This window comes from Janthinobacterium sp. UMAB-56 (genome assembly GCF_900095265.1).
Classification (GTDB): domain Bacteria; phylum Pseudomonadota; class Gammaproteobacteria; order Burkholderiales; family Burkholderiaceae_D; genus Janthinobacterium.
Genome location: NZ_LT607653.1, coordinates 140,416 through 164,600, shown reverse-complemented (window position 1 = coordinate 164,600; position 24,185 = coordinate 140,416). Strand labels below are relative to the sequence as shown.

17 protein-coding genes are annotated in these 24,185 nt (G+C 61.8%); 2 read left to right on the top strand and 15 right to left on the bottom strand.

Translation table 11 applies throughout. The annotated features are described in order from the left end of the window. Positions 1-24: 24 nt before the first annotated feature. The 14 genes from K0F85_RS06640 to leuS all read right to left on the bottom strand — a co-directional run bounded on the left by K0F85_RS06640 (position 25) and on the right by leuS (position 21,669). The gene (locus tag K0F85_RS06640) at positions 25-1,644 is read right to left on the bottom strand and encodes an SLBB domain-containing protein (RefSeq protein ID WP_219115173.1); all 1,620 of its coding nucleotides are present in this window, start codon (positions 1,642-1,644) and stop codon (positions 25-27) included. A 314-nt stretch (positions 1,645-1,958) separates the two neighbouring features. Further along, positions 1,959-4,829, bottom strand: coding sequence for a YjbH domain-containing protein (locus K0F85_RS06635; protein WP_219115172.1), 2,871 nt, complete (start codon positions 4,827-4,829; stop codon positions 1,959-1,961). Positions 4,830-5,253: 424 nt separating this feature from the next. Continuing rightward, entirely contained in the window at positions 5,254-5,958 is a 705-nt protein-coding gene (locus K0F85_RS06630; protein ID WP_219115171.1) for a DUF4197 domain-containing protein, read from the bottom strand. Positions 5,959-6,138: 180 nt separating this feature from the next. Beyond that, positions 6,139-7,662, bottom strand: coding sequence for an SEL1-like repeat protein (locus tag K0F85_RS06625; RefSeq protein WP_374198654.1), 1,524 nt, complete (start codon positions 7,660-7,662; stop codon positions 6,139-6,141). Positions 7,663-7,745: 83 nt separating this feature from the next. Next, the gene (locus K0F85_RS06620) at positions 7,746-9,950 is read right to left on the bottom strand and encodes an EAL domain-containing protein (RefSeq protein ID WP_219115169.1); all 2,205 of its coding nucleotides are present in this window, start codon (positions 9,948-9,950) and stop codon (positions 7,746-7,748) included. 5 nt (positions 9,951-9,955) lie between these two features. Continuing rightward, positions 9,956-12,109 carry an HDOD domain-containing protein gene (locus K0F85_RS06615; RefSeq protein WP_257572582.1) on the bottom strand — a complete coding sequence of 718 codons (2,154 nt, stop codon included), beginning with the start codon at positions 12,107-12,109 and terminating at the stop codon, positions 9,956-9,958. 202 nt (positions 12,110-12,311) lie between these two features. Beyond that, positions 12,312-13,592 carry a multidrug effflux MFS transporter gene (locus K0F85_RS06610; protein ID WP_219115165.1) on the bottom strand — a complete coding sequence of 427 codons (1,281 nt, stop codon included), beginning with the start codon at positions 13,590-13,592 and terminating at the stop codon, positions 12,312-12,314. Between the two features lie 74 nt (positions 13,593-13,666). Further along, positions 13,667-14,872 carry a class I SAM-dependent RNA methyltransferase gene (locus K0F85_RS06605; protein WP_371933489.1) on the bottom strand — a complete coding sequence of 402 codons (1,206 nt, stop codon included), beginning with the start codon at positions 14,870-14,872 and terminating at the stop codon, positions 13,667-13,669. A gap of 105 nt (positions 14,873-14,977) precedes the next feature. Further along, the gene (locus K0F85_RS06600; RefSeq protein ID WP_219115164.1) at positions 14,978-15,595 is read right to left on the bottom strand and encodes a 2-hydroxychromene-2-carboxylate isomerase; all 618 of its coding nucleotides are present in this window, start codon (positions 15,593-15,595) and stop codon (positions 14,978-14,980) included. 10 nt (positions 15,596-15,605) lie between these two features. Then, complete coding sequence (locus K0F85_RS06595; RefSeq protein ID WP_219115163.1) at positions 15,606-16,043, bottom strand: CopD family protein; 438 nt, start codon at positions 16,041-16,043, stop codon at positions 15,606-15,608. A gap of 71 nt (positions 16,044-16,114) precedes the next feature. After that, complete coding sequence (locus K0F85_RS06590; RefSeq protein WP_219115161.1) at positions 16,115-17,386, bottom strand: glutamate-5-semialdehyde dehydrogenase; 1,272 nt, start codon at positions 17,384-17,386, stop codon at positions 16,115-16,117. Positions 17,387-17,409: 23 nt separating this feature from the next. Next, the gene (holA, locus tag K0F85_RS06585) at positions 17,410-18,426 is read right to left on the bottom strand and encodes a DNA polymerase III subunit delta (protein ID WP_219115160.1); all 1,017 of its coding nucleotides are present in this window, start codon (positions 18,424-18,426) and stop codon (positions 17,410-17,412) included. Positions 18,427-18,436: 10 nt separating this feature from the next. Continuing rightward, positions 18,437-19,027, bottom strand: coding sequence for an LPS assembly lipoprotein LptE (gene lptE / locus K0F85_RS06580; protein ID WP_219115159.1), 591 nt, complete (start codon positions 19,025-19,027; stop codon positions 18,437-18,439). Between the two features lie 2 nt (positions 19,028-19,029). Continuing rightward, positions 19,030-21,669 carry a leucine--tRNA ligase gene (leuS, locus tag K0F85_RS06575; RefSeq protein WP_219115158.1) on the bottom strand — a complete coding sequence of 880 codons (2,640 nt, stop codon included), beginning with the start codon at positions 21,667-21,669 and terminating at the stop codon, positions 19,030-19,032. Positions 21,670-21,801: 132 nt separating this feature from the next. Between leuS and K0F85_RS06570 the strand changes: the two genes are divergently transcribed. Both K0F85_RS06570 and K0F85_RS06565 read left to right on the top strand, forming a co-directional pair. Continuing rightward, positions 21,802-22,590, top strand: a complete 789-nt coding sequence (locus tag K0F85_RS06570) for a helix-turn-helix domain-containing protein (RefSeq protein WP_257572581.1) — start codon at positions 21,802-21,804, stop codon at positions 22,588-22,590. 76 nt (positions 22,591-22,666) lie between these two features. Continuing rightward, positions 22,667-23,032 (top strand): VOC family protein, encoded by a 366-nt coding sequence (locus tag K0F85_RS06565; protein WP_219115153.1) that lies wholly within the window; start codon positions 22,667-22,669, stop codon positions 23,030-23,032. Between the two features lie 171 nt (positions 23,033-23,203). Here K0F85_RS06565 and K0F85_RS06560 read toward each other — a convergent pair whose 3' ends face one another. Continuing rightward, positions 23,204-24,109, bottom strand: coding sequence for a LysR substrate-binding domain-containing protein (locus tag K0F85_RS06560; RefSeq protein ID WP_219115151.1), 906 nt, complete (start codon positions 24,107-24,109; stop codon positions 23,204-23,206). Positions 24,110-24,185: the final 76 nt, after the last annotated feature.

Genomic DNA, 24,185 nt, shown 5'->3' with positions numbered 1-24,185 from the left:
ACCCCGTATTGTCATTCTGTGGTATCAATTCTGCAGGACCTTCAAACCAGCCGCCCCCAAACCAAACTGATAAAAGATCGATGTCCATTCCTTCAAACTCTGCATAAACGTGCTGCGGTCAATTTTCTCCGGTACCACCACGGTATCGCCCGGATTCAGTGCCGTACCGCCAATGCCGCTGAACCAGCCTGTACTTTGGCCACTCTGCGCCGTACCATCCGCGCGTATTACGTACATTTCGGATTTATCCGCCGTGACGGTGATGCCGCCAGCTTGCTGGACATAATCGTTCACCGTTCGCTGTGGGCGGTAGACAAAGGCGTTTTGCTGGAATACCGAGCCAAGCACATCAACAGTGCCTGGGCGGCGCGGGATCAGAATGGTATCGCCATCCTGCAAGGGCAAGTCGGGTAAGTTCTTGATTTGCGTGTCGACGCCAGGCAAATCGAGCACGATGCGGCCCTCGGCCTTGATGGTGCGCAGTTTCTGGACGATGCGGCGCTGCTGCTCCACTTCGGCGGCGGTTTTAGCCGCATTTTCCTTGTCGCGAGTGGCAGCCATACGCTGGGTGGCATTCGACTCCAGGTCGCGTTCAAAACGGTCCGCCACTTCATTCAACTTGGCTTGCTGGGCACGCCGTACCGATTCGCGGTTCAACTGGGTGGCGTACAGATAACCGTTTTCGTTCGCACCTCCCACGCGGGCGACCAACTCGCGCAGGGTTTCGCCTTTTTTCAGCAGAAAGATGCCGCTTTGCTTGGCTTCACCGGCGACGCGGACGTACTCGTTCTGGATTTGTGCCTGCACCGGCACGGCGCCTGGTGCAAACACACGCAGTACATCGGTCGGTTTTACCGGGATACTTGCCAGCTGGCTGCTGGTGACGGTTTTGTCGGCGATCAGTTCCACCACCGTCTTGTATTGATTGTCGACGTTCTTTTCAACGATCACTTGCTTCGTTTCCGCTGCCGAATCAAAACCGCCGGCCCAGCTCAATACATCGGCCAGGCTGGCATTGCCTTTCAATTCGAAAATGGCGGGCTGCTTCACATTACCCGTCAAGGCCACCAGGGGACCGACTTCTGGAATGTAAATCACGTCGCCGTCGCGCAGGGTCATGTCGCTGCTCTTGTCGCCTTTGGCCAGCATGTCGTACAAGTCGAAGGTGCTGACGGTTTGTGCGCCACGCTTCAACTGGATGTTGCGCATGCTACCCGTGGCGTCCGGGCCACCCGAGGTGAACAGGGCGTTTAGCAGCGTGCTCATGGCGCTCAGGGTATAGGTGCCGGGACGCACGGCGTGGCCGACCACATACACTTGCACGGCGCGCGTCTGGGCAATGCTGGCCGTCAATTCAAAGTTGGTGTAAATCTTGCCGACTGCTTTCTTAAGGTAGCCCTGCAGATCCTTGTACTGCACGCCGCTGACCTTGACGGAGCCGACGCGGGGAATGAAGATCGCGCCGCTGCGGTCGACCGTGGCGCTGACGTCGATATCAACCATGCCCCAGCCACGCACCTGCAACTCATCGCCCGTGCCGATGACATAATCCTGGTTCACTTGCGCGCCATCGAAAGGCGCGAAGGTGGATGGCACGTCGCTGAATAAATCCTTGCCGAACAGGTTCAATTTTTGTCCGGTCACGCCTTCCGCATAGACCTCAAAAGCCCCTGCTTCGGCAACGGCGCGTTTGGCCGGACGGCTGGCGGGCGGGTTCTGCGCCTGCCGTTGTTCACTGCGGCCACTGCGTATGGCCGGGAGGCCGCTGCCAGTCTCCATCGATTGCATTTTGGGAGTGTCACCTGCCCCAAGGTCTTGAGCAACGGCAGAACCCATTCCCATCAGGCAAGCCGAGAAAATCATGTGTTTCACGAACGGCGAGGAAGTACGAAATTGCTTTTTCATGCTGGTCTTTGTCTGGATGAATGTTGTATGAGTAAAGGGAGCGCCATGCGCGCTTAATACTTGCCCTGCCAGGTCACGCTGATTTCTTTCGGTCCCGGATTGATCGACAAACCCGATTTGCTCTGGTCGCGCTGCGCGTGCCACAGCCAGCTGCCCATGGCGTAGCCGACAATGCCGCCGGCGACCGTGTCAGACACCCAGTGCTTGCGGCCAAACACGCGGCCGGCAGACCCAACGGCGGCCACGCTGTACAGCCAGGGCGCATCGTATTCCTTGGCAAATGGCGTCACGGCAGCAAAGCCGATGGCGGCATGCGCGGAAGGGAAGGAGGAATTCGAACGGGAACTGCCGCTGCCGACACGGCTCCACGCTCCGAGGTCTTCCTCCGGACGAGCGCGGCCAATCGCATATTTGCCGACCACCGCCACGCCCGTTGCCGCGGCAACCGATTGCAACGAGATGAGTCCCGTATTTTGCATACGCTCATCGCCAAGGGCGAAGGCGGCCGCCGCCGCTCCCACTGCTGCGTATGGCATGGCCTTGCCCAGCTTGTCCCAGTTGCGGTAAACCTTGGAATCCTCGTGCTTCTTGACGAAACGGTCGACGGGCTTGTCGCTGAGGGCCGATGCCAGCACCACGCCACCGACCACCGCCGTCGCCTTGAGCCATTCAGGGGCGCTAGGCGTAGCCGATGCGGATTGCTCCAGGCGCGCGCGCATGGCGGGCCATGGGCTGACAAACGGCCGATCCGGCGGATTGACGGCAGGCAGGTGCTGCTCGTCCGCGCGCTCGGCAAAGTTGCCCAGGCCATCGTAGCTGTGCATGTCGGCGCGCGGGCGCTCGAACATGTCGTACAAGTCGCCCGGTGAGGCCACCATCTGCCCCACGTCGCGCGTCCATGGGGCAATGGCAAAGCCAGCCGTCGATTGCGTGTCCGCCGGCAACATGATGTTCAAGGGCAGGGACAGGAAGATGCCACGGTCCTGGTATGGCTTCGATGGCGTACCTGGGGTGGTGATATCGTTGCCATTCGTATGCGTATACCAGGCGCCGACTTCGATACCGGACTGGAAGCGGCGCTTGAATTCCACGCGCACGCCCGTGTCTTTGGCCAGGAAGCGGCCCGCGCGCGCCGTCACGGTAATATCGTGCGGCAAGCGGTAATGCAGGGAGCCGATCGCCGTCACCGTCTTGTAGTCGCGCGAATCGAGCAAGCCCTTGAATCCACGCTGCTGCAAGGCATCGACGGCCACGTCGGCCGCCCAGCGACTATCCTTCGGCAGGTACAGCGCCTGGCCGCCCACGCCGCGAAACATGTCTTCATACAGGCCTGCCGACATACGGGTGTACACGCGCTCGGCGGGATTGTTATATTTGTTCAGCAAGACGCGGCTCAGCGAGAAACGTCCGCCGCGCAAATATTCCGCCACATCCGAGCGCACATGCGGCAAGTTACTGTTCGATGGCTGCTTGACGCCCGATACCGTTTCCAGCAACTGCAGACTGGCGGCGCTATTCAGGTACAGGCCGTCGCCCAGACGGCGGTCGTAATTCGCTACCGCCAAGATCGAGTAACGGAAGGCGCCGCTCGGGTCATTAAAGAAGAAGCCCACCTTGGGAGCGATCTTGAAACGGTTCGCTTCCCGGTCCAATGACTTGATCTGCACCACGTCGCCATCGACGCCGACACCGACGGCCAGCTTGCCGTCATCCTTGATGACATCAGCAGCCTTGGTGGAAGCCGGCGCAACTGCAGTCACGGGAGCCGCGGCAAGTACCGGCGCGGGCGCAGGTGCGAGAGCAGGTGCTGATGCAGCGGCAACCACAGGCGCCGGCTTGTCGAGGAACTCCTGCAGCCAGCCTTGCTGATCGTCCCGGATGACATCGCTTTTTTCAGGATAACGCAGCAGCACGACGTCGAGGAAGGCCTTGCGGTCGATCTTGCCTGCCAAATAGTCGTTCAGTTTTGGCAAATCAAAGAATTCGTAGGTGGCGATCGGCTGGTCCAGCTTGGTGTACGTGATGCGCATGGTCGTCACGCCCTTCGGCGTGAAGGCGACGGCGGTACGCGCGGCACGGCCAACGGCGCGGCCCATGTTCGAAATACGGCTGTTGGTCAGGCTCAGGCTGAGGACATTGCCTTCCTGCTCGACACGGATATTCTTGTAGTCCTGCTTCACCAGCGCATTGACCAGGTCGGCGCCATACCCCGGATTGCGGTGCCATTCATCCTTGCTCGGCAGCGGTGGCGGATTCTTGTCGTCCACGAAATACGCTGGTTCATACACCTTGGGGACGTACTCGCGCTCGCCAAACGGAATGCTGACAAAGGCGTTCACGCTGAACTGGTCGCGGCTGCGTGCCGCTTGCAGGGCAAGCCAGCCCCAGCGGTATTCCAGGCCCACGGAAGCGCCCTTGCGGCGCTTGCCGGCATTCGTTTCGCTGGCGCGGAAGTCGCGCAGATAATCGGTTGTATCGTACTCAGCCACCACCGACCAGCGCGGCAGTGCGGTCGGCGTCCAGCGCGCGCCGGCAAACACGCCGTCCGGGCGTTTATGCGCATAGCCCAGGCTTGCTTCGATATTCTTGCTCGCGCCAAAAGTCTTGGTGGCAACCACGTATTGGCCCTTGAACAACTCGGTACCGAACAAATCCGTCATGCCGACGGCGACAGACGGCATCCAGTCCGTTTCCGTCCACAGGCGCAATTTACCGTCGACGACTTTATCCTTGTAGCGGCCATAGCCACTGCCATATTCGCCGGGCACATTGGTAAAACCAGGTATGCCCGTGATCGACACATAACGCCCCGTCACTTGCAGGAAGGGCAAAATACTCGACGTGACCCAAGTCTGGCCGTACGGGCTGTCGTAACTATAGCCGACGCTGAAGGTGCCGTCCGTTTCCACCACGGCGCTGGGCATATTGATATAGCCGGATTGGCCACCATGATTCGGTGTTGCCGCCGTCACCGACGGTGCGCCAAGCACCAGACAGCCACACCAGGTATATTTGATTGATTTTCTGAGTACGCTTAACAAATCCGGCTACCTAAAATATCCTGCACCTGGAATTCCTGAGAATATATTCAGAAAATCAATGAGCGTGGGGAAACGTGAATGAAACGAAAAAAGGCCAACCGACGGGCATTTTTCAATGCCACGCATCAGTTCGCCACTAAAACTCGGCACTTCCGGGCAGCAGATCGTTGCTTAACCATGCCCAAGAATGTATGTCGCAGAATTTTAACATTGTTTTCTTGTAGCAAATGCTTAACTTGTTTCCCCTGCGCCACACCTGTCCACGCGGCGCAAGCGCCGCCTGCGGCCCGGCGGGACGCTGCCACAGTCATTTCAAACTGCCAAACACTTTGCCGATAATCTTGCTGCCATAGGCGAGCGGATTGCTGCGGATGGCTTTTTCTTCCTCGCCGATCATCAGGTACAGGCCGTCAAGCGCCCGGTCCGTGACGTAGCCTTCCACCGTCGATTGCTGCTGCGGCACCAGGCCCGTCTTGCCGATCTGGCTCATGGTGCTGTTGTACTGGCTGGCCAGGCCGGAACGGTCGGTGACGGATTTCACGATGGGCAGGAATTTGACGGCCAGAGGTGCCGAGGTCTTCTGGCGGAAGAAATCCGTGACGGAGGTATCGCCACCGGACAGGATATTTTTCGCATCGCTCACGCTCATCGACTTGACCGCGTTGAGCAGCAAGGGCTTGGCCATGGGCACTGCCGACTCGGCGGCACGGTTCATCGCCACTACCAGATCGTCCAGTTGCTGGCCACGGCCCGTCATTTTCAGCAAGGGCTTGGCTTGCTCCAGGATGCCGGGCAACTTGATTTTGACCTTGTCATTGTTCAGGAAACCATTTTCGATGCCCAACTTGGCAACGGCGGCGGCCGATCCGGCTTCCAGCGCCGCCTTCAAGCCATTGCTGGCATCCTGGTTGCTGAGGGCATCCAGTGGACTGGCGGCGCCTGCGCCGGACGACAGCAACAGCAGCGCACACAGGATGGCGGCCGAACGGCCAGTGCAAGGGTTCAGGCGCATGGTTTTCCTTTTCTAAAGAATAGACAGACCACCTTCTTCTGGAACCTTAGCACATCGAAACTGCAAATACTGCAGCATTTTTTTGCGTCAGGGGGAAACAAGGGGGCCGCAGATGGCGGCGGGAGAGGACTATACAGCAGCAGCTGTTGTATCCGCGCACGCTAACGCGGATGGCATGGCTTAGCCGGCTATCGCCGCCAGTTGCTCGCGCACCCGCGCCAGATCTGTCTCGCGCATGCGCGCTGCTGTCTGGCGCAAGGTTTTTTCCGCACCGGCCACGCCCGCCGCTGCGGCCATCGACAGCCAGAAATACGCCTGCTGCAAATCGAGCGGTCCACCCTGGCCGCTGGCCGCCATCAAGCCCAGATTCATTTGTGCCCGCGCATGGCCCTGGCGCGCGGCCAGCGCATACCAGTCCCGGGCGGCGGCATAATCCTGCGGCACATCCTGGCCATTGTCATGCCGCAGGCCCAGCGCAAACTGGGCCAGGCTGTGGCCCTGCGCGGCGGCGCGGCAGTAACAGGCGCAGGCCAGCTGGCTGTCGGGCGCTGGACCATCGTCGCGGTCGTGCAGCACGCCCTGCATGTATTGCGCCGGCGCGTAATCCTGCTCGGCGGCGCGGCGGTACCACTCCAGCGCCAGCGATAAATCCTGCAGCACGCCCTGACCATGCTCATATCGCAGGCCCAGGTCGAACTGCGCCCGCACATGTCCCTGATCGGCCGCCTTGCGGTACCAGACGATGGCTTCCTGCGCATCGGCAGGCATGCCCTGCCCATGCTCATGCAAAAGTCCCAGCTGATACTGCGCGGCGGGAAAGCCCTGCCCTGCCGCCTGGCGGTAGAACACCTGCGCCCGGGTATAGTCCTGCGCGCCATGTTCATGATGCAGACCCAGATTGTGCTGGGCCGCCGCATGCCCCTGCCCCGCTGCCTTCACGTACCACTCGAGCGCCGCCTGTTTATCGCAGGGCACGCCCTGACCATTGTCGTAGATCAGGCCCAGATTGAACTGCGAACTGGCGTGGCCCTGCTCGGCCGCGCGCCGGTACCAGGTGATCGCCTGCCCGCTGTCCTGCGGCAGCACGTCGCCATTTTCATAGCGCAGCGCCAGGTTGAACTGGGCCGGTGCATAGCCCTGTTCAGCGGCCTTGCGCATCCAGGCCGTCGCCTGCTGGCGGTCCTGGCGCACGCCCTGGCCATTGTCGTAGCGCAGGCCCAGGTTGAACTGCGCCCGTGCATAGCCCTGTTCGGCCGCCTTGCGGTACCAGGCAATGGCTTGCACGAAGTCCTGCGGCACGCCCTTGCCATTGTCATACATCATGCCCAGATTGTTTTGCGCACCGGCGTCGCCCTGTTCCGCCGCGCGGCTGAACCACAGCATGGCCCGCCCGCTATCTTGTGCGAGCCCCTGGCCCTTGGCATACAGCCAGCCCAGGTTGTATTGCGCCGCTGCGTAACCCTGCTCGGCTGCCTGCTGGTACCAGTGCGCCGCTTGCGCAAAATCCTGGGGTACGCCCTGTCCCTTCTGGCACATCACGCCCAGGTTGTATTGCGCGTGCTCGAGTCCCTGCGCGGCAGCCAGGCCATACCAGTGCAGCGCCTGCGCATAGCTTTGCTCGATCCCCTGGCCATTGAAATACATGAAACCCAGGCTGTGCTGGGCGTTCGCATTGCCCTTCTCGGCCAGTCCTTTCAGGCGCAGGTAATCAGCTGTGTAATGAGCAGCTGTGTAATGAGCAGCCGTGGAATGCGCGGCCGTGTAGCGGGGAGCGGCAAGCGGCACGTTCAAGCCTCGATGGCCAGCGGCTGCGGCGCACCCGGTGCGGCATCGGCAATCAGGCGATTCTGCTCCTGCAGCACGCCGATGAAACTGCCCAGCGAAATGGGCCGGTGGTACAGATAGCCCTGCATCGTGGTACAGCCCTTGTCCTGCAGATAGCGCGCCTGGCCCTCCGTTTCCACGCCCTCGGCGATCAGGTGCAAGCCCAGGCCGCGCGCAATCGAGATGATGGCCAGGATGACGGGATAGTGTCCGTGCTCATCGTGGATTTCCTTCACAAACGACTGGTCGATCTTGATGGTGTGGATGGGGAAGCGGTGCAGGTACGACAGCGAAGAATAACCGGTGCCAAAATCGTCGATGGCCACCGACACGCCCAACTGGCACAGCTTGTTCAACTGCTCGATCGCATACTGCGGGTTGCGGATGCAGATGTTTTCCGTGATTTCCACTTCGATCTTTTCCGGCGCGATGCCATAGCGCGTCAGGGCGCCGCGCATCTTCTCGAAAAAGTCGCCCCGGTCCAGGTATTGCGGCGACAAATTGAGTGACAGGCGCACGGCTTCGCCGCCGGCCGCGTTCCACTGCACCAGGTCGCGGCACAAGGCGCCCAGCATCCAGTCCGAGATCGGCAGCATCAAGCCGTTTTCCTCGGCAAACGGCAAAAATTCGCCGGCCGTCAGCAAGCCCCGTTGCGGGTGGTTCCAGCGCATCAGGCCTTCGGCGCCAACGATGCGGCCCGTCATCACGTCCACCTGCGGCTGATAATACATCTCCAGCTGGTTCAATTCCAGCGCCTTGCGCAGGCTCTGCTCGAGCGCGATCTTCTGGTGCGACACGTCGAGCATCGACTCGTGATAAAAACTGTGGCCGTTCTTGCCCAGCGCCTTGACCTGGTACATGGCGATGTCGGCGTGGCGCAACAGCTCGTCGATGGTCTCGCCATCGCCCGGATAGATGGCGATGCCGATGGAGGCCGAAATATGCACCTGGTTGCCATCGAGGTCGAAGGGCTGGTGCAGGCATTCGAGGAATTTGTCGGCGATCAGGCGCGCATCCTGGCGGTCGCGCAATTCCGGCAGCACGATGGTGAATTCATCGCCGCCCTGGCGCGCCAGGGTATCGCCGCGGCGCAGACAATCCTTCAGACGCAGCGCCACCTGCTGCAGCAACTCGTCACCCTTCACGTGGCCCAAGGTATCGTTGACCAGTTTGAAGCGGTCCAGGTCGATGAACATCACGGCCAGTTCCGTCAGCTTGCGCCGCGCCTGGATCACGGCCAGTCCCAGGCGGTCCTTGAACAGCATGCGGTTCGGCAGGTCCGTCAGGATGTCATGGTAAGCCTGGTAAGAAATGACTTCCTCGGCCCGCTTGCGGTCGGTGATGTCGCGCGCCACGCCATAGGTGCCGAAGTACTCCTGCTTCCTGGCTTCGTGATCGAGGCTATGCATGCCGATCGAATTGAGCGGGATCGTCATCAGCGTGTTGCTGAAAGTGCGGTCGCTGCCGCTGCCGCTATGGCATTTCAGACGCAGTTCCACATTGCGCGAGGCGCGCTCGTCGAGGCGGCGCTCATTGAACGCATAGCGCGCCCGCTCCTGGTCTTCATCGTGCACGAGGATCGAATAATGGCTGCCAATCAGCTCTTCGCGGCTAAAGCCCAGCAACTGGTGCACCCTGTCGTTGATGAAGGTGATGCGGCCTTCGTGATTCAAGGTGTAGATGATGTCGGGCGAGCTGTCGACCAGGTAGCGGTACATCTTTTCCGAGTTTTCCAGCTGCAGCGCGATGCGCTCGTTTTCCAGCGCCAGCTTGCGCTTTTGCAGCGCGTTCTCCACCGTCTTGAGCAGTTCCTCGCGGCTGTAGGGCTTGCGCAGATAATCGTAGGCGCCACGTTTCAGGGCGCCGATGGCCGCCTCGATGCCGACGTCACCGCTCATGACGATCACGTCGCCCTCGATGCCGCGGCGGTTGATGTGGTCCATAATTTCATGGCCGCTCATGTCAGGCAGGCGCAAATCGAGCAGGATCAGGTCGAAGCGCAGTTTCGACAACTGCGCCAGCGCCTCGCTGCCGCAGGTCGCCGTATACAGCTGGTAGCCGCGGTCCTTCAGCAATTCGTGGAGGGAAGCGAGCAGGCGCGGCTCGTCGTCGACCAGCAGGATGCGCGGGCTGTTTTCCAGGTCAGATGAAATGGCGGAGGAGTTCATGAACGTTACGAAGACATGGCGATATTGCCGGGCGCGGGCAGCGCGGCCGCAGCGCTCACCGGCAAGGGAATCGGCAGCAAGATTTCAAACGAGGTGCCGGACTTGCTGCTGCGGCAGCCGATCACGCCATGCAGGCGCGTGACCAGGTCATGCACGATAGATAAGCCCAGGCCGTGATGCGCCCCTTCCTTGCTGCTGCGCACAGGGGAAAACAGATTGGCCAGCACTTCCGGCGCCAGGCCAGCACCATTATCGCTGACGCACAATTCCAGATACAGGCGACGGTCCCGGTTGACGTGGCCACGGTTCGCCACTTCGATGCGCCCGCCCTCGGGCAAGGCTTCGACGGCGTTTTTCAGCAGGTTGAGCAGGATTTGCTTGAGCATGTCGGCATCGGCCTCCACCTCGCATGGCGCGTCCTGCATGCGCGTGACCACCTCGATCTTCGGTGGCAGGAAATCGGTGGCGCGGAACAGGCGCAGCACATCGTCGACCACGCGCGCGCAATCGGTCACGCCACTGGTCACTACCGGCTGCAGATCGGCCAGGCCACCGATCAACTGGCCGACGCGGTCAATTTCCTCGTTCAGGATAGCCATCTCGCCGCTCACCGGCTCCTGCTTCTCCAGCTTGTGATCGAGCACGCTGAGGTAATTCTTGATGATGGACAGCGGGTTATTCACCTCATGCACGACGCGGCGCGATGCGGCGCGGTATTCCTCGGCCACGTGATCGAGCTGGCGCCGTGCCAGGCCGCGCGCACTGACGGCCGTTTCCAGCGCCATGGCGGCCTGGTTGGCATAGGCGCGCAAGAAACCCTCGCGCTTCTGGCAAGCGGGAATCTGCCACGCCGCCACGCCGCCAATGAGCACGCCCAGGCTGCGCTGGCCAGACGCCAAAGGCACGCAGACCAGGCTATCGGTACCGAGAATGCGGAACAGCTGCTCCTCAACGATGCCCAGCGCCGGCATGTCGCGTTTCAGGAACGCCAACTGACACTCCAGCGCCGAGGCGGCCAAGGGCCCGCCCTTGGCGAGCGGGATCGAGAAGCCGGCCAGGCGCTGCTGATGTTCTCCCGCTGCCACGCCGACCAGTGCATGGCCGGTGGGGTTTTGCAGCAGGATGACGGCGGTGTCGAAGTCGAACAGGATGCGCGCCGAGCGCGTGATGGCTTCGAGCAGGCTGGTTTCGCCCTGCTGCCGGGCGAAGGTCTGCCCCACTTCGGACACCAGCACCATGTTGCGCACTTCGTCGGACAGGCGCTGCTGCACCGGATCGACCGGTGGCGGCGCATACGCGGGCGGCGTGGCGATATCGTCGGCGCCTGCCAGGTCGATGCCCAGGTGCTGCGCGGCCTGCGCCACCTGGCGCGCCACGCTGCCGGCCAGGTCTTCCAGTACCTCGACGTCCAGCGCACACAGGCTTGCCGCCTGCGTGATCGAGTCCGCATCGTCGGCATGACAGCACAGCAGGTGCGCCAGGCGCACGATGCGGATCAAAGGATGGCTCGCTTCCAGGCGCGCCAGCGGTTCGTGGTGATACAGCACGCTATCGGCCAGGAAGGAATCGAGATGCCAGCGCTCGATCAGCCAGGCACCCGCTTCGGCATGCGTGATCTGCAAGGTGCGCTGCTCCACCGCGCACAGGGCGGCATCGTCGCGCGCCGTGAAATTGAACGCATACTCTTTCGGCGCCGTGGCCAGCAAGGCCAGGCGGCCCACGTTGTGCAGCAATCCTGCCAGATACGCTTCCTCGACGTGCGGATAGGCCATGGCCTTGGCCAGTGCGCGCGCCATGACGGCAGCCGATAGCGAACTTTTCCAGAAGGCGCGCAAATCCGTGCTGCCGGAATGGGGAAAGCTGTTGAAGGTCTGGAAGACGGATTCGCTGATGACCAGGGTCTTGATCATGTCCGTACCCAGCGACACGAGCGATTGCTCCAGGCTGACGACCTTGCCCTGGCGATGGTAGGCCGAGCTGCTGGCCACGCCGAGGATCTTGCTGGTCATGCCCGCATCCTTGGCGATGAGCGCGGCCAGTTCCGGCATGCCGGCATCGTCGGCCTGCAGGTGGGCGATCAGCTTGATGAGGATCTGCGGCATGGCCGGCAGGCGGGCAATCAGCAGGCGATTGCGAATATCTTGATCAGATTGATGCATCGTATCAGGCATTGCCGGTTCGAAAAGGAAGAGCGCTCAGCAGCGAAGCGCGGCCACGTCAGAGAAATCCTCTACTCCTGTAAGCAAAAAAATGTTGCCTGAGAGGATGCCGGGAAAAGAGCTCATCTTATCATAAGCGCCGAATATTACTTGCAATATAGAAAATTAAGTTGAAATAAATCCAGCGTTCTTCCATGGAAACTTATGCCCTGAAGGAACCCAGCAAACGGTGGCGGAAGCGCCGCGATATCAGCCACAGGGCCAGCGCAAGGCCCGTAAACGCCAGCTGACCCGAGGCCAGCCACAGCACGGAACCGGACAGCAGGGGCGAGATCACGCCCGCCACCACGGCGCCCAGCAAAGTGCTGGCAAACGACTGGCACGAGGCCACAGTGCCGCGGATATGCGGGAACAGATCCAGCGCCAGCAGGGTCGCGCCCGGTCCCACCAGCGACATGCCGAAGGTGTAGAAAAACAGGGGCAGCACCGACCAGGGCAAGGATGGCGGCAGGAACAGGTGATACACGACATTGACGCTGGCAGCGCACAGCAGGAAGGCGAAGCCGATGCCGATCTGGCGCGCGAACGTGACCTTGCCGGCGATGCGGTTGGCCGCTGCGGCCCCCATGAAGATGCCACTCACGCAGGGAATGAACAGCCAGGCGAATTGCGATGGTCCCAGGCCCAGCTGCTTGGGCAGCATTTCCGGTGCAGCCGTGATGAACAGGAACAGGCCCGCGAAATTGAGGGCGACGATGCCCGCCTTGATGTGAAACAGGGGCGAGCGCAGGATCTGCCCATAACTCGACGCCAGGAAGCGTGGATTGAACGGCTGGCGTTTTTCCATCGGCAAGGTTTCAGGGAGGCGCCAGTAGCAGAACGCCAGCAGCACCACCGTGTAAAAGGCGAGGAACAGGAAGATCGAGCGCCAGTCGAACCAGATGACGATCCAGCCGCCGAGTATCGGCGCCACGGCAGGGGCGATGGAAAAGATCATCGTCACCAGCGACAGCAGCCGCGCCGCTGCCGCATCGGCATACAGGTCACGGATGATGGCGCGGCTGATCACCACGCCGGCGCCGGCCGAGACACCCTGCATGATGCGGAAGAACCACAGATAGTGCACCGTGTGCGCCGAAGCGCAGCCGAGCGAGCCGATGGCAAACATCAGCAGTGACACGAGGATGACGTTGCGCCGGCCGAAGGTATCGGAGATCGCGCCATGCCACAGCACCATGCCGGCAAAGGCCAGCATGTAGAACGTCAGCGACTGCTGCACTTCCAGCGGCGAGGCTTGCAGCGAACCCTGGATCGCGCCAAACGCCGGCAGATAGGTATCGATTGACAGGGGGCCCAGCATCGACAGCCCGGCCAGCATCATGGCCAGCGCACCGCGGCTCAGCGGCGCCATGTGGCTCGGTGTGGGAGGTGGAACGGGCGTGACCGGGTCGGGCGGCACATCGGCCGGAGGGGTGGGAAACATGGCACATCCAAAGTGGCGCGCGGACCGATTCCGATCCGCGCGCGGGGTTACTGCGGGTGTATTACGGTGAACGCTTACTGCTGTGGTTTCGGTTTGGCTTCTTCACGGCGGTTGTAGCCTGCGACCATATCGAAGCGGAACAAACGGCATTCCAGCGCGCCGTTGAAGAATGGCGTCTTGCGCGCTTCCTTCAGGCGCAACAACTTGGGCAAGCCCAGGTCGGCCGTAAACAGGAACACCGTCCAGCCGGCAAAGCGCTGCTTCAGGGTCGTGCCCATGGCCGAATAGAAGGAGGTCGACAGTTCATCTTCCGGGATGGTGCTGTCGCCACGCACGCCGATACGCTCGCCGTACGGCGGGTTGGTCAGCATGATGCCCGGCACCTCGCTTGGCGGCTTGACTTCCTGCGCCTCGATCTGTTTCAAGGGCACGTCGAAGCGCACGCCGGCGCAGCGCAGGTTATGGCGCGTCATGGCGACCATGTCGCCCGAAATATCGCTGCCGAAAATAGTTGGTTCGGCCGGCAAGGGATTGACCTTGATGGCGTTTTTCATGGCATTCCACGGCGCAGGATCGAAGTCGTGGAAGTTTTCAAACGCGAACTGGCGCGAAGCGCCCGGCGGAATCCCCTGCAGCATTTGCGCCGCTTCGGCCAGGATGGTGCCGGAACCGCACATCGGGTCGAACAGTACCATGCCGGGCTTCCAGCCCGACACGCGCAGCAGGCCGGCCGCCAGGTTTTCGCGCAGCGGCGCGTCGCCCGTTTCTTCGCGCCAGCCGCGCTTGAACAGGGCTTCGCCCGAAGTATCGAGGTAGACGGTGAACGTGTGTGCGTCGAGGAAACCGACGATGCGCATGTCCGGCGTCTTGGTGTTGACCGATGGACGTTCGTTGAACTGGTCGCGGAAGCGGTCGCAGATGGCATCCTTGATTTTCAAGGTCGTGAATTCCAGGCTGCGCAACGGCGATTTCACGGCCGTGACGTCGACGCGGATCGTGTGATGCACGCCGAACCAGTCTTCCCAGGATTGCGCGAGGGTCAGGTCATAGATATCGTTTTCCGTCTTGTAGCCCGAATGGGCCATGCGCATCAGCACGCGCGAAGCGATGCGCGAATGCAGGTTGATGCGGTAAGAGTCCAGCAGGTCGCCCGAGCAGTGTACGCCGCCCGGCACCTGGTTGTGGACCTTCATGGTCGAACTATCCTGGGCGATCTCGCCCAGTTCCTCGGCCAGCGCCGCTTCCATGCCGCGCGGGCATGGGCAAAAATATGAAGCCATAATAAGGATACCTTTTATCCGTTAAAAACAATTTTACTTAAAAGCAAATGAAATCTGGGGTCAGACGGGGACGCCGAGTTCCGACGGGTCTGACCCCGGTACTAATTACTTTACTGACAGCGCGCGCTCGACAAAATCGAGGCGGTCCTGGCCCCAGTACCCTTCGCCATCGACGATGTACCACGGCGAGCCGAAGATGCTGGCGGCAGTAGCGGCCTCCGTGTTGGCATCGTATTCGGCCTGCACGCTGGCCGTTTCCGACGTTTTCAGCAACTGGCGGCCATCGAAGCCGGCATCCAGCGCGATCTGCACCAGGGTTTCCTCGTCGCCGATGTTGCGCTCTTCGGCCCACAGGCCACGCATGATGGCGTGCGCCAGGTTCAGCGATGCCTCCACGCCATGCGCCAGGCGCGTGGCGATGATCAGCTTGGCCGAGGCTTCCGGCGACACGGGGAAGAACTTCGGCTGCAAGGTCAAGGGCACTTGCAAAAAGGCCGACCAGCGCGCCAGTTCGGCCAGGCGATATGCCTGGCGCTGCGGTGCGCGCTTGGCCAGCGGCAGGCCGCCCGAAACGCTGAAGACCTTGCCCAGGTCGAAGGGGCGCACGTCGATCTGGGCGCCCGTCTTTGCGGCGATGGCCATCAGGCGCGCGTGACCCAGGTAGGTCCATGGCGAGTGGGGTGCGAAGAAATACTGCACGACTTTGCTCTGGCTTGCACTCATCTCGATTCCCTTAGAAAGGCTTGACCACGACCAGCACGACGACAACCAGCAGCATCACCACCGGCACTTCATTAAACCAGCGGAACCAGGTGTGGCTACGCTTGTTGAGACCTTTTTCAAACTTGCGCAGGATGGCGCCGCAGGCGTGGTGATAGCCGAGCAGCAATACCACGAGCGTCAGCTTGGCGTGCATCCAGCCCGGCATCTTCATGCGGCCTTCGCCCCCACCGTACAGCATCCACATCAACGCCAGTCCCAGCACCATGGCCGGCAGCGCCAGCAGGGACATGAAGCGGTACAGCTTGCGCGCCATCAGCAGCAAACGCTCGGTAGCCACCGTTTCCGTCTCCATCGCCAGGTTCACGAAGATGCGCGGCAAATAAAACAGGCCGGCGAACCAGGACATGACGAAGATGATGTGGAAGGCTTTGGTCCAGAGAAAGAGCATGGGATTCCCAGTGTCAGAGGTATCGAAAAAGGAGAGCACGGGCCGCCTCGTGAGCCGCCCGCAGAGAAAGACTACTTGCGTACTTCACCGTGACCAAAGACCACGTACTTGAGCGAGGTCAGGCCTTCCAGTCCCACGGGGCCGCGCGCATGCAGCTTATCGTTCGAAATGCCGATCTCGGCGCCCAGTCCATACTCGAAGCCATCGGCAAAACGCGTCGACGCATTCACCATCACCGAGGCGGAATCGACTTCGCGCAGGAAGCGCAGCGCATCGCTGTAGTCTTCCGTGATGATGGATTCCGTATGCTTCGACGAATACTGGTTGATGTGGTCCATCGCTTCGTCGATGCCGTCGACGATCCTGATCGACAGGATCGCCGCCAGGTATTCGGTGCGCCAGTCTTCCTCGGTGGCGGGTACCAGGTGCGGATAGGCGGCGGCGGCCAGGATCGCATGGCTTTCCGGATCGGCGCGCAGTTCCACCTGCTTGGTCAGGTACAGTTCGGCCAGCTGCGGCAGCACGGTAGCGGCGACGGCGCGCGACACCAGCAGGGTTTCCATGGTGTTGCAGGTGCCGTAGCGGTGGCACTTCGCGTTGAAGCCGATATCGATCGCCTTCCTGATATCGGCCTTGGCGTCGATGTAGACGTGGCAGATGCCATCGAGGTGCTTGATCATCGGCACGGTAGCCTCGGCCATCAGGCGCGCGATCAGTCCCTTGCCGCCGCGCGGCACGATGACGTCCACGTATTGCGGCATGGTGATCAGGGCGCCGACGGCGGCACGGTCGGTGGTGTCGATGACCTGCACGGCGTCGGCCGGAAGGCCGGCTCCCAGCAAGCCCTCTGCCACCAGCCTGGCCAGTGCACGGTTGCAATGGATGGCTTCCGAACCGCCGCGCAAAATCGTCGCGTTGCCGCTCTTGATGCACAGGCCGGCCGCGTCCACCGTCACGTTCGGACGCGCCTCATAGATGATGCCGATGACGCCCAGCGGCACGCGCATCTGTCCCACCTGGATGCCCGTCGGGCGAAATTTCATGTTCGATATCTCACCGATCGGATCGGCCAGCGACACAATCTGCGTCAAGCCTTCGACCATGGTGGCAATGGCGGCGTCGGACAGGGTCAGGCGATCGAGCATGGCCGGCGCCAGGCCGGCAGCAGCCGCCGCCTCGAGGTCGCGCTGATTGGCCGCGCGCAGCAGATCGGCATCGCGCACGATGGCGGCGGCGATCAGGCTCAAGGCGCGGTTGCGCGTGGCGCTGTCGGCACGCGCCATGGCGCGCGAGGCGGCGCGCGCGCGCATACCCACGTCCTGCATATATTCTGTGATGTCCATGCTCGTATCCATAGTGTAAAAAACTAGCCTCGGGCGATCTTCAGGCCCAGCTGCAACATGGCATCCCAGGCATCGCCCGCGTAGCCCTTGGCGCGCAAGCCCTTGATCATCTTGTCAACCTGCGCCGCCTGCTGCAGCGCCGCTTCCAGCACGGGTAGCGAAATGCGCCGCAGGGCCGGCTCCATCATCCGCTCGCGCGGACCCCAGATGCGGTATTCCTTCAGCAGCGCGCCCAATGGACGCCCTTGCGCCATGCCGGCCTTCAATTTTAACAGCGTGCGGATTTCTTCGGAGACTGCCCACAAGACCAGCGGCAGCGCCTCGCCCTCGCCTTTCAAGCCTTCCAGCATGCGCACCAGGCGCGCCGGGTCGCCTGCCAGCATGGCTTCGGACAGCTTGAAGACATCGTAGCGGGCCACGTTCAATACCGCGTCCTGCACTTGCTCGTATGTCAGCTTGCCGGCGGCATGCAGCAAGCCCAGTTTCTGGATTTCCTGGTGCGCCGCCAGCAAATTGCCCTCCACCCGTTCAGCGATGAAGTCGATACTGGCGCGCTCCGCGCTTTGCCCCTGCGCGGCCAGGCGCTGGGATATCCAGGCAGGCAACTGCGCCCGCTCCACATTCGGAATCTCGATATACACGGCCGCCTGCTGCAGGCTGGCGACCCAGGCCGCCTTCTGCGTCGCCCAGTCCAGCTTGGGCAGGGTGATCAGGGTCAGGTTGTCGGGGCTGAGGTTTTTCGCGTAGCTTTGCAGCGCCGCGCCGCCATCCTTGCCCGGCTTGCCGGTGGGGATGCGCAGTTCGATCAATTTCCTGTCCCCGAACAGCGACAGCTCCTGGTTCGCCGCCAGCAGTTCACCCCACTTGAAGCTGCGCTCCACCGTCAGCACATCGCGCTCGGAGTACCCCTGTGCGCGCGCCGCGCGGCGGATCTTGTCGGCCGCTTCCAGCGCCAGCAAGTGTTCGTCGCTGGTGATCACATACAGCTGCGCCAGCGGCTTGGCCACATGCCCGTCGAGCGCGTCTATCCGCAATTGCATGGCGTCCCCGTTACTGCTGCGGGGCTGCCGGCGCGACCGGCGTCACTGGCGCCACCGACATGGCCGGCAGCACCGGCTTGATGGCGGCCAGGCGGCGCATGATTTGCTGCACCAGGTCGTTACGCATGTCGCGGTACAGCGCCGCTTCCTCGGTTTCCTTGGCCAGTACCTGCGATTCGTCGAAGGTGATCGGACGCACCAGGCTGATGGTGGTCGGTGCCAGCAACTGGTTGCCAGCCTTGTCCAGCACGCGGAAATTGATCGAATAGCCGAGCTGGTACTCTTGCACACGGCCATTTTTGTTCAGCGACAAAATGGTCTTGCTGCGATTCTTCTCAGGATCGGTGAGCACTTCAAGCACGGCGTCGGCGCCCTCTCTGGTGTTGACCACCTCCGTGCTGCCAATGGCACGGATATAGCGCTTCAGGCCGATCGCCAGCGGCGACGTGTCGGGCAAGCCGATGTACATCGTCGCGAACGGCAGCATGAAACTGCCGTTCGAACCGCGCAAATGAAAGCCGCAGGCCGACAGCAGGACGGTCAAGCCCAACGCCAGCACGGCACGCCGGCCCAACAGCGATACTTGAGAGGAAATCGTCATGATTACACCACGATGCTGATTAACTTGCCTGGCACGACGATGATCTTCTTCGGCGTGGTCTCGACGTACTTCTGCACACTTTCGCACGCCAGCGCGGCCGCTTCGATGCTGGCCTTGTCCGCATCCTTGGACACCGTGATCGAGCCGCGCAGCTTGCCGTTCACCTGGATCATCATCTCGATCTCGGACTGTTCCAATGCTTGCGGGTCGACTTGCGGCCATGGCGCGTTGAGCAAGTCGCCGTGCACGCCAGCGTAACCCAGTTCCTGCCACAGCACGTGAGTGATGTGCGGCGCTACAGGATTGAGCAGGCGCAGGAAGATGGAAAAACCTTCGGCGATCAGGGCCTTCGACTGCGCGCTATCGTCCAGCTTGGCCGATTCCAGGGTGTTGAGCATCTTCATGCAGGCCGACACCACGGTGTTGTACTGGATGCGCTTCAAGTCGTAATCGGCTTGCTGCAGCAGCTTGTGCAATTCGCGGCGCAGGTTTTTCTGCGCGTCGCCCGTGGCCGGTGCAGCGCCGCCAGCCAGCGCGGCTTGAATCGTGGCCGACTGGGCGTAGCCGAAGTTCCACACGCGGCGCAGGAAGCGGTTCGCGCCTTCGACGCCGCTGCCCGACCATTCCAGCGTCTGTTCCGGCGGCGACGCGAACATCGTAAACAAGCGGGCCGTGTCGGCGCCGTACTGTTCGATCTGCGCTTGCGGGTCGATGCCGTTGTTCTTCGACTTCGACATTTTTTCCGTGCCGCCGATTTCCACCGGCTCGCCGTCGGCCACCAGGACGGCGCTTTGCGGACGGCCCTTGTCATCGAGGGACAGGCGCACGTCGTCCGGGTTGAACCAGGTGGTCTTGCCCACTGCGTCCTTGCGGAAGTAGGTTTCGTTGAGCACCATGCCTTGCGTCAGCAGGTTCACAAAAGGCTCGTCGAACTTGACCAGGCCGAAGTCGCGCATGATCTTGGTCCAGAAGCGGGCGTACAGCAAGTGCATGACGGCGTGTTCGATGCCGCCGATGTACTGGTCCATCGGCATCCAGTAATCGTTGCGCGCGTCGACCATGGCGTCGTTCGAGCCTGGCGAGGTATAGCGCATGTAGTACCACGACGAATCCACAAAAGTATCCATGGTGTCCGTCTCGCGGCGCGCCGGCTTGCCGCACTGCGGGCAGTCGCACTGCAAAAAGGCTTCATATTTGTTCAGCGGATTGCCCGTGCCATCCGGCACGCAGTCTTCCGGCAGCACCACCGGCAAGTCTTTTTCCGGCACCGGCACCACGCCGCACTCAAGGCAATGGATCATCGGGATCGGCGTGCCCCAGTAGCGCTGGCGCGAAATGCCCCAGTCGCGCAGGCGGAACGTGGTTTTCTTCTCGCCCAGGCCCAGTTCAGCCAGATCGGCGGCCACCGCATCGACGGCGGAAGCGAAATGCAGGCCGTCATATTTGCCGGAGGCGACACAAACGCCATCCTTGCTGCCATACGATTCCTGCCAGGCCTCGGTCGAGAATTGCTGGCCCTTGACTTCGATCACTTGCTTGATCGGCAGATTGTATTTCTTGGCAAAGCCGAAATCGCGTTCGTCGTGCGCCGGAACGCCCATCACGGCGCCATCGCCGTAGGTGATCAGGACGTAGTTGCCGACCCACACTTCCACTTGCGCGCCCGTCAACGGATGCGTGACGAACAGGCCGGTCGGCATGCCCTTCTTCTCCATCGTCGCCATGTCCGCTTCGATCACGGAACCGAGTTTGCACTCGGCGTTGAAAGCGGCCAGCGCGGGATTGCTTTGCGCGGCGTGGATGGCCAGCGGGTGCTCGGCAGCCACGGCGCAGAAGGTCACGCCCATCACGGTGTCAGCACGGGTGGTAAACACATACAGCTTGCCGTCGCCGATCAGGCTGCCGCTAGCATCCTTGATGGCATGCGGGAAAGCGAAGCGCACGCCCGTCGACTTGCCGATCCAGTTGGTCTGCATGATGCGCACGCGCTCGGGCCAGCCCGGCAGCTTGTCATCTACATAAGCCAGCAATTCTTCCGCGTAATCGGTGATGCGCGCGTAGTACATGGGGATTTCGCGCTTTTCGATCAGCGCGCCCGAACGCCAGCCACGGCCATCGACGACTTGCTCGTTGGCCAGCACGGTCTGGTCGATCGGGTCCCAGTTCACGGTACCGGTCTTCTTGTAGATGATGCCTTTTTCCAGCATCTTGAGGAACATCCACTGGTTCCATTTGTAGTATTCGGGCTTGCATGCCGTCATTTCGCGCGACCAGTCGATGGCCAGGCCCATCGATTCCATCTGCTGCTTCATGTGGGCGATATTCGAATACGTCCATTGCGCGGGCGGCACGTTGTTGGCCATGGCCGCGTTTTCCGCCGGCATGCCGAACGCATCCCAGCCCATCGGCATGAGTACGTTGTAGCCGTTCATGCGCAGGTAGCGGTACATCACGTCATTGATCGTATAGTTGCGCACGTGACCCATGTGCAGCTTGCCCGAAGGGTAAGGCAGCATCGAGCAGGCAAAATACTTGCCTTTTGGGAAACGCGGGTCGTGTTCGACGGCTTTGTAGGCGTCGATCGCCTTCCAGTGCGATTGGGCGGCTTGTTCGACGTCGGCGGGACTATATTTATCTTGCATGATGTGCGGCCAATAGTGGATATGAACCGAGCATTATACTGGTTGTCGCCGCCCGATAGCGCGGCGCGCTGGCGGCCCGGGCTGGCAAATTTTGGCCGGCGCGCAATTAGGCTGTGTAATATATACACAATCTTGTTCTTTACATCAAAGCCGGCCATGCTCGTCTACCAGGAATATCTGCCCATCCCCGCCCTGCGGCCCTGGCTGGACTGCGTCTGGACCTGCCGCGTGCAAACGGGCGACAGGCCCCTGACGCACCAGGTCTTGCCGGACAATTGCATCGACATCCTGTGCCAGGACCAGCAAGATGCCAGCTTTGCCGTGGGCATGATGACGGCGCCGCTTGCCGTCGTCAGCCAGGGGCTGGTGCAGACGGTGGCGGCCCGCTTCAAGCCGGGCGCGGCGGCCCGCTTCTTCCAGCTGCCCTTGTGCGAGCTCAGCGATGGTCGCACGGGATTGCAGCAACTGTGGGGCCGCGAACTGGCGGCGCGCCTGGGCGACGCCCTGTGGAGCGAGCCCTTGTCCAGCCTGCAACGCCTCGCCATCTTGCAGGATTATCTGCTGCTGCGCCTGCGCACCGCGCCGCCACGGCGCCAGGCCGGCGCGGCTGACCATGCCGTCGCGGCCATCGAGGCAGCACGCGGCCAGCTGCGCGTGGATGGCCTGGCGCGGCAACTGGGCGTGTCGCGCCAGCATCTGGCGCTGCAATTTCGCCAGCAAGTCGGCATCAGCCCGAAGCTGTTTGCCCGCATCTGCCGTTTTCGCGCCGCCAGCCAGGGGCTGACAAGCCTGGCGGGACAGCCGGACTGGGCGCAAGTGGCCTTGCAATTCGGTTATTTCGACCAGTCACACCTGATCCACGATTTCCAGGATTTCGCCCGCAGTTCGCCCGAGGCCTGGTTAATACGGCGCCGCCATTAATACCTTCCATTTTTACAATCGCCACGCGCGCACCAGTGGCATGATGGCGTCATTCTTTATTCATCAGGAGCAGAACATGATCAAGGGCTTGCGCACCGTCACCTATCCCGTCCCCGACCTGGACAAGGCCAAGGCCTGGTACAGCCAGGTATTTGGTACCACGCCATATTTCGACCAGCCGTTTTATGTCGGTTTTGCCATCGGCGGCTTCGAACTCGGGCTGCTGCCAGGCGGCGACCCAGGCACGCAGGGCAGCGTGACGTACTGGGGCGTGGACGGCATCGAACAGGAAGTCGAGCGCATCGTTGCGCTGGGCGGCAGCCTGCACCACCCGATCACGGACGTGGGCGACGGCATCCGCACGGTGGAATTGCTCGACCCGTTCGGCAACCAGATCGGGCTCATCGACAATCCCCATTTCGACGCCGGCAAAGTCGTTTAAGAGCCTATCCCAGTAGGGAGCGTCTTCTGCTGGCAGTTCATCAGGAGCGCGGACAAGGCGTGAGGAGGACGCGTGGCGAGCCACGCGACGACGAGGCAAGTCATGCATGACGGCCAGTCCCTGCGTCTGAGGGGCGCCAGCAGGGGAGGTATTCATCTACTGGGATAGGCTCTAAGCCGCTTCGTCCTGCAGCCAGGCGCGCAACTGCTGCAAGGCCGTTTTTTCATGCGCCGTTTCGGGCGTGATCAGGTAATACGCCCGCTGCCCGCGCAGTGGGCGCTCGCATACGATGCGCAGTTCGCCACGCGCCAGTTCCGCTTCGACCAGCATGCGTGGCAGCAAGACCACGCCTTGCCCTTGCACAGCCGCCATGGCCAGCATGGAAAACAGTTCATAGCGGGCGCCGTAATGCGCTCCATCGCGCCCTTCTCCCTCGACCTGCATGGCGTCAAACCATTGGCGCCATGCACCCGGACGCGTACTTTGCTGCAGCAAGGTCAGTTCCAGCAAATCCTGCGGTTGCCAGTCGCTGCGCGCCGCCAGCAGGCGGGGGCTGGCGACAGGTACGATTTCTTCATGCATGAGCAAGGTGGCGCGCGTGCCGGGCCAGCGCGCCAGCTGCTCGGGCGTGCCCGCATACAGGGCGCCGTCGTATTCCGTATCGGCAAACATGAATGGCTTGGTATAGGCATCGATATGCACCACGATGTCGGGGTGCAAGCCCGCCAGCGATGACAGCCGCGGCATCAGCCAGCGCGTGGCAAACGTGGGCACGGAGGCGATCTGCAATGCCCCGCCGCCGCCCTGGCGCGCCATGGTGTCGAGCGTGTCGCGTTCGAGACCATCGAGGCGCGCCGCGATCTGGCGCGCATACGCGGCGCCGGCGCTGGTCAGCAACACGCCATGGCGCGTGCGCTGGAACAGTTGTACGCCAAGAAAACTTTCCAAGGACGAAATCTGTCGCGACACGGCGCTTTGCGTCAGCGACAGTTCGCGCGCCGCGTGCGTGTAGCTCTGGTGGCGCGCGGCCGCCTCGAAGCAGTTCAGGGCTTGCAGCATGGGAATTTTTCTGGACATGAGGGAGCGATGACGAGGAGGAAGTCGCCAGTATGCCGCAAGATATGCGCAACACGCATGTCTGGGTGCGAAAAAA

Excerpts from the sequence above, each read along its gene's own strand:
- leuS (WP_219115158.1), bottom strand. The coding sequence starts at position 21,669 with ATGCAAGATAAATATAGTCCCGCCGACGTCGAACAAGCCGCCCAATCG.
- K0F85_RS06605 (WP_371933489.1), bottom strand. The coding sequence starts at position 14,872 with ATGGCTTCATATTTTTGCCCATGCCCGCGCGGCATGGAAGCGGCGCTG.
- holA (WP_219115160.1), bottom strand. The coding sequence starts at position 18,426 with ATGCAATTGCGGATAGACGCGCTCGACGGGCATGTGGCCAAGCCGCTG.
- K0F85_RS06560 (WP_219115151.1), bottom strand. The coding sequence starts at position 24,109 with ATGTCCAGAAAAATTCCCATGCTGCAAGCCCTGAACTGCTTCGAGGCG.
- K0F85_RS06620 (WP_219115169.1), bottom strand. The coding sequence starts at position 9,950 with ATGAACTCCTCCGCCATTTCATCTGACCTGGAAAACAGCCCGCGCATC.
- K0F85_RS06635 (WP_219115172.1), bottom strand. The coding sequence starts at position 4,829 with ATGCCCAGCGCCGTGGTGGAAACGGACGGCACCTTCAGCGTCGGCTAT.
- K0F85_RS06630 (WP_219115171.1), bottom strand. The coding sequence starts at position 5,958 with ATGCGCCTGAACCCTTGCACTGGCCGTTCGGCCGCCATCCTGTGTGCG.
- K0F85_RS06590 (WP_219115161.1), bottom strand. The coding sequence starts at position 17,386 with ATGGACATCACAGAATATATGCAGGACGTGGGTATGCGCGCGCGCGCC.
- K0F85_RS06565 (WP_219115153.1), top strand. The coding sequence starts at position 22,667 with ATGATCAAGGGCTTGCGCACCGTCACCTATCCCGTCCCCGACCTGGAC.
- K0F85_RS06600 (WP_219115164.1), bottom strand. The coding sequence starts at position 15,595 with ATGAGTGCAAGCCAGAGCAAAGTCGTGCAGTATTTCTTCGCACCCCAC.
- K0F85_RS06610 (WP_219115165.1), bottom strand. The coding sequence starts at position 13,592 with ATGTTTCCCACCCCTCCGGCCGATGTGCCGCCCGACCCGGTCACGCCC.
- lptE (WP_219115159.1), bottom strand. The coding sequence starts at position 19,027 with ATGACGATTTCCTCTCAAGTATCGCTGTTGGGCCGGCGTGCCGTGCTG.
- K0F85_RS06615 (WP_257572582.1), bottom strand. The coding sequence starts at position 12,109 with ATGCATCAATCTGATCAAGATATTCGCAATCGCCTGCTGATTGCCCGC.
- K0F85_RS06595 (WP_219115163.1), bottom strand. The coding sequence starts at position 16,043 with ATGCTCTTTCTCTGGACCAAAGCCTTCCACATCATCTTCGTCATGTCC.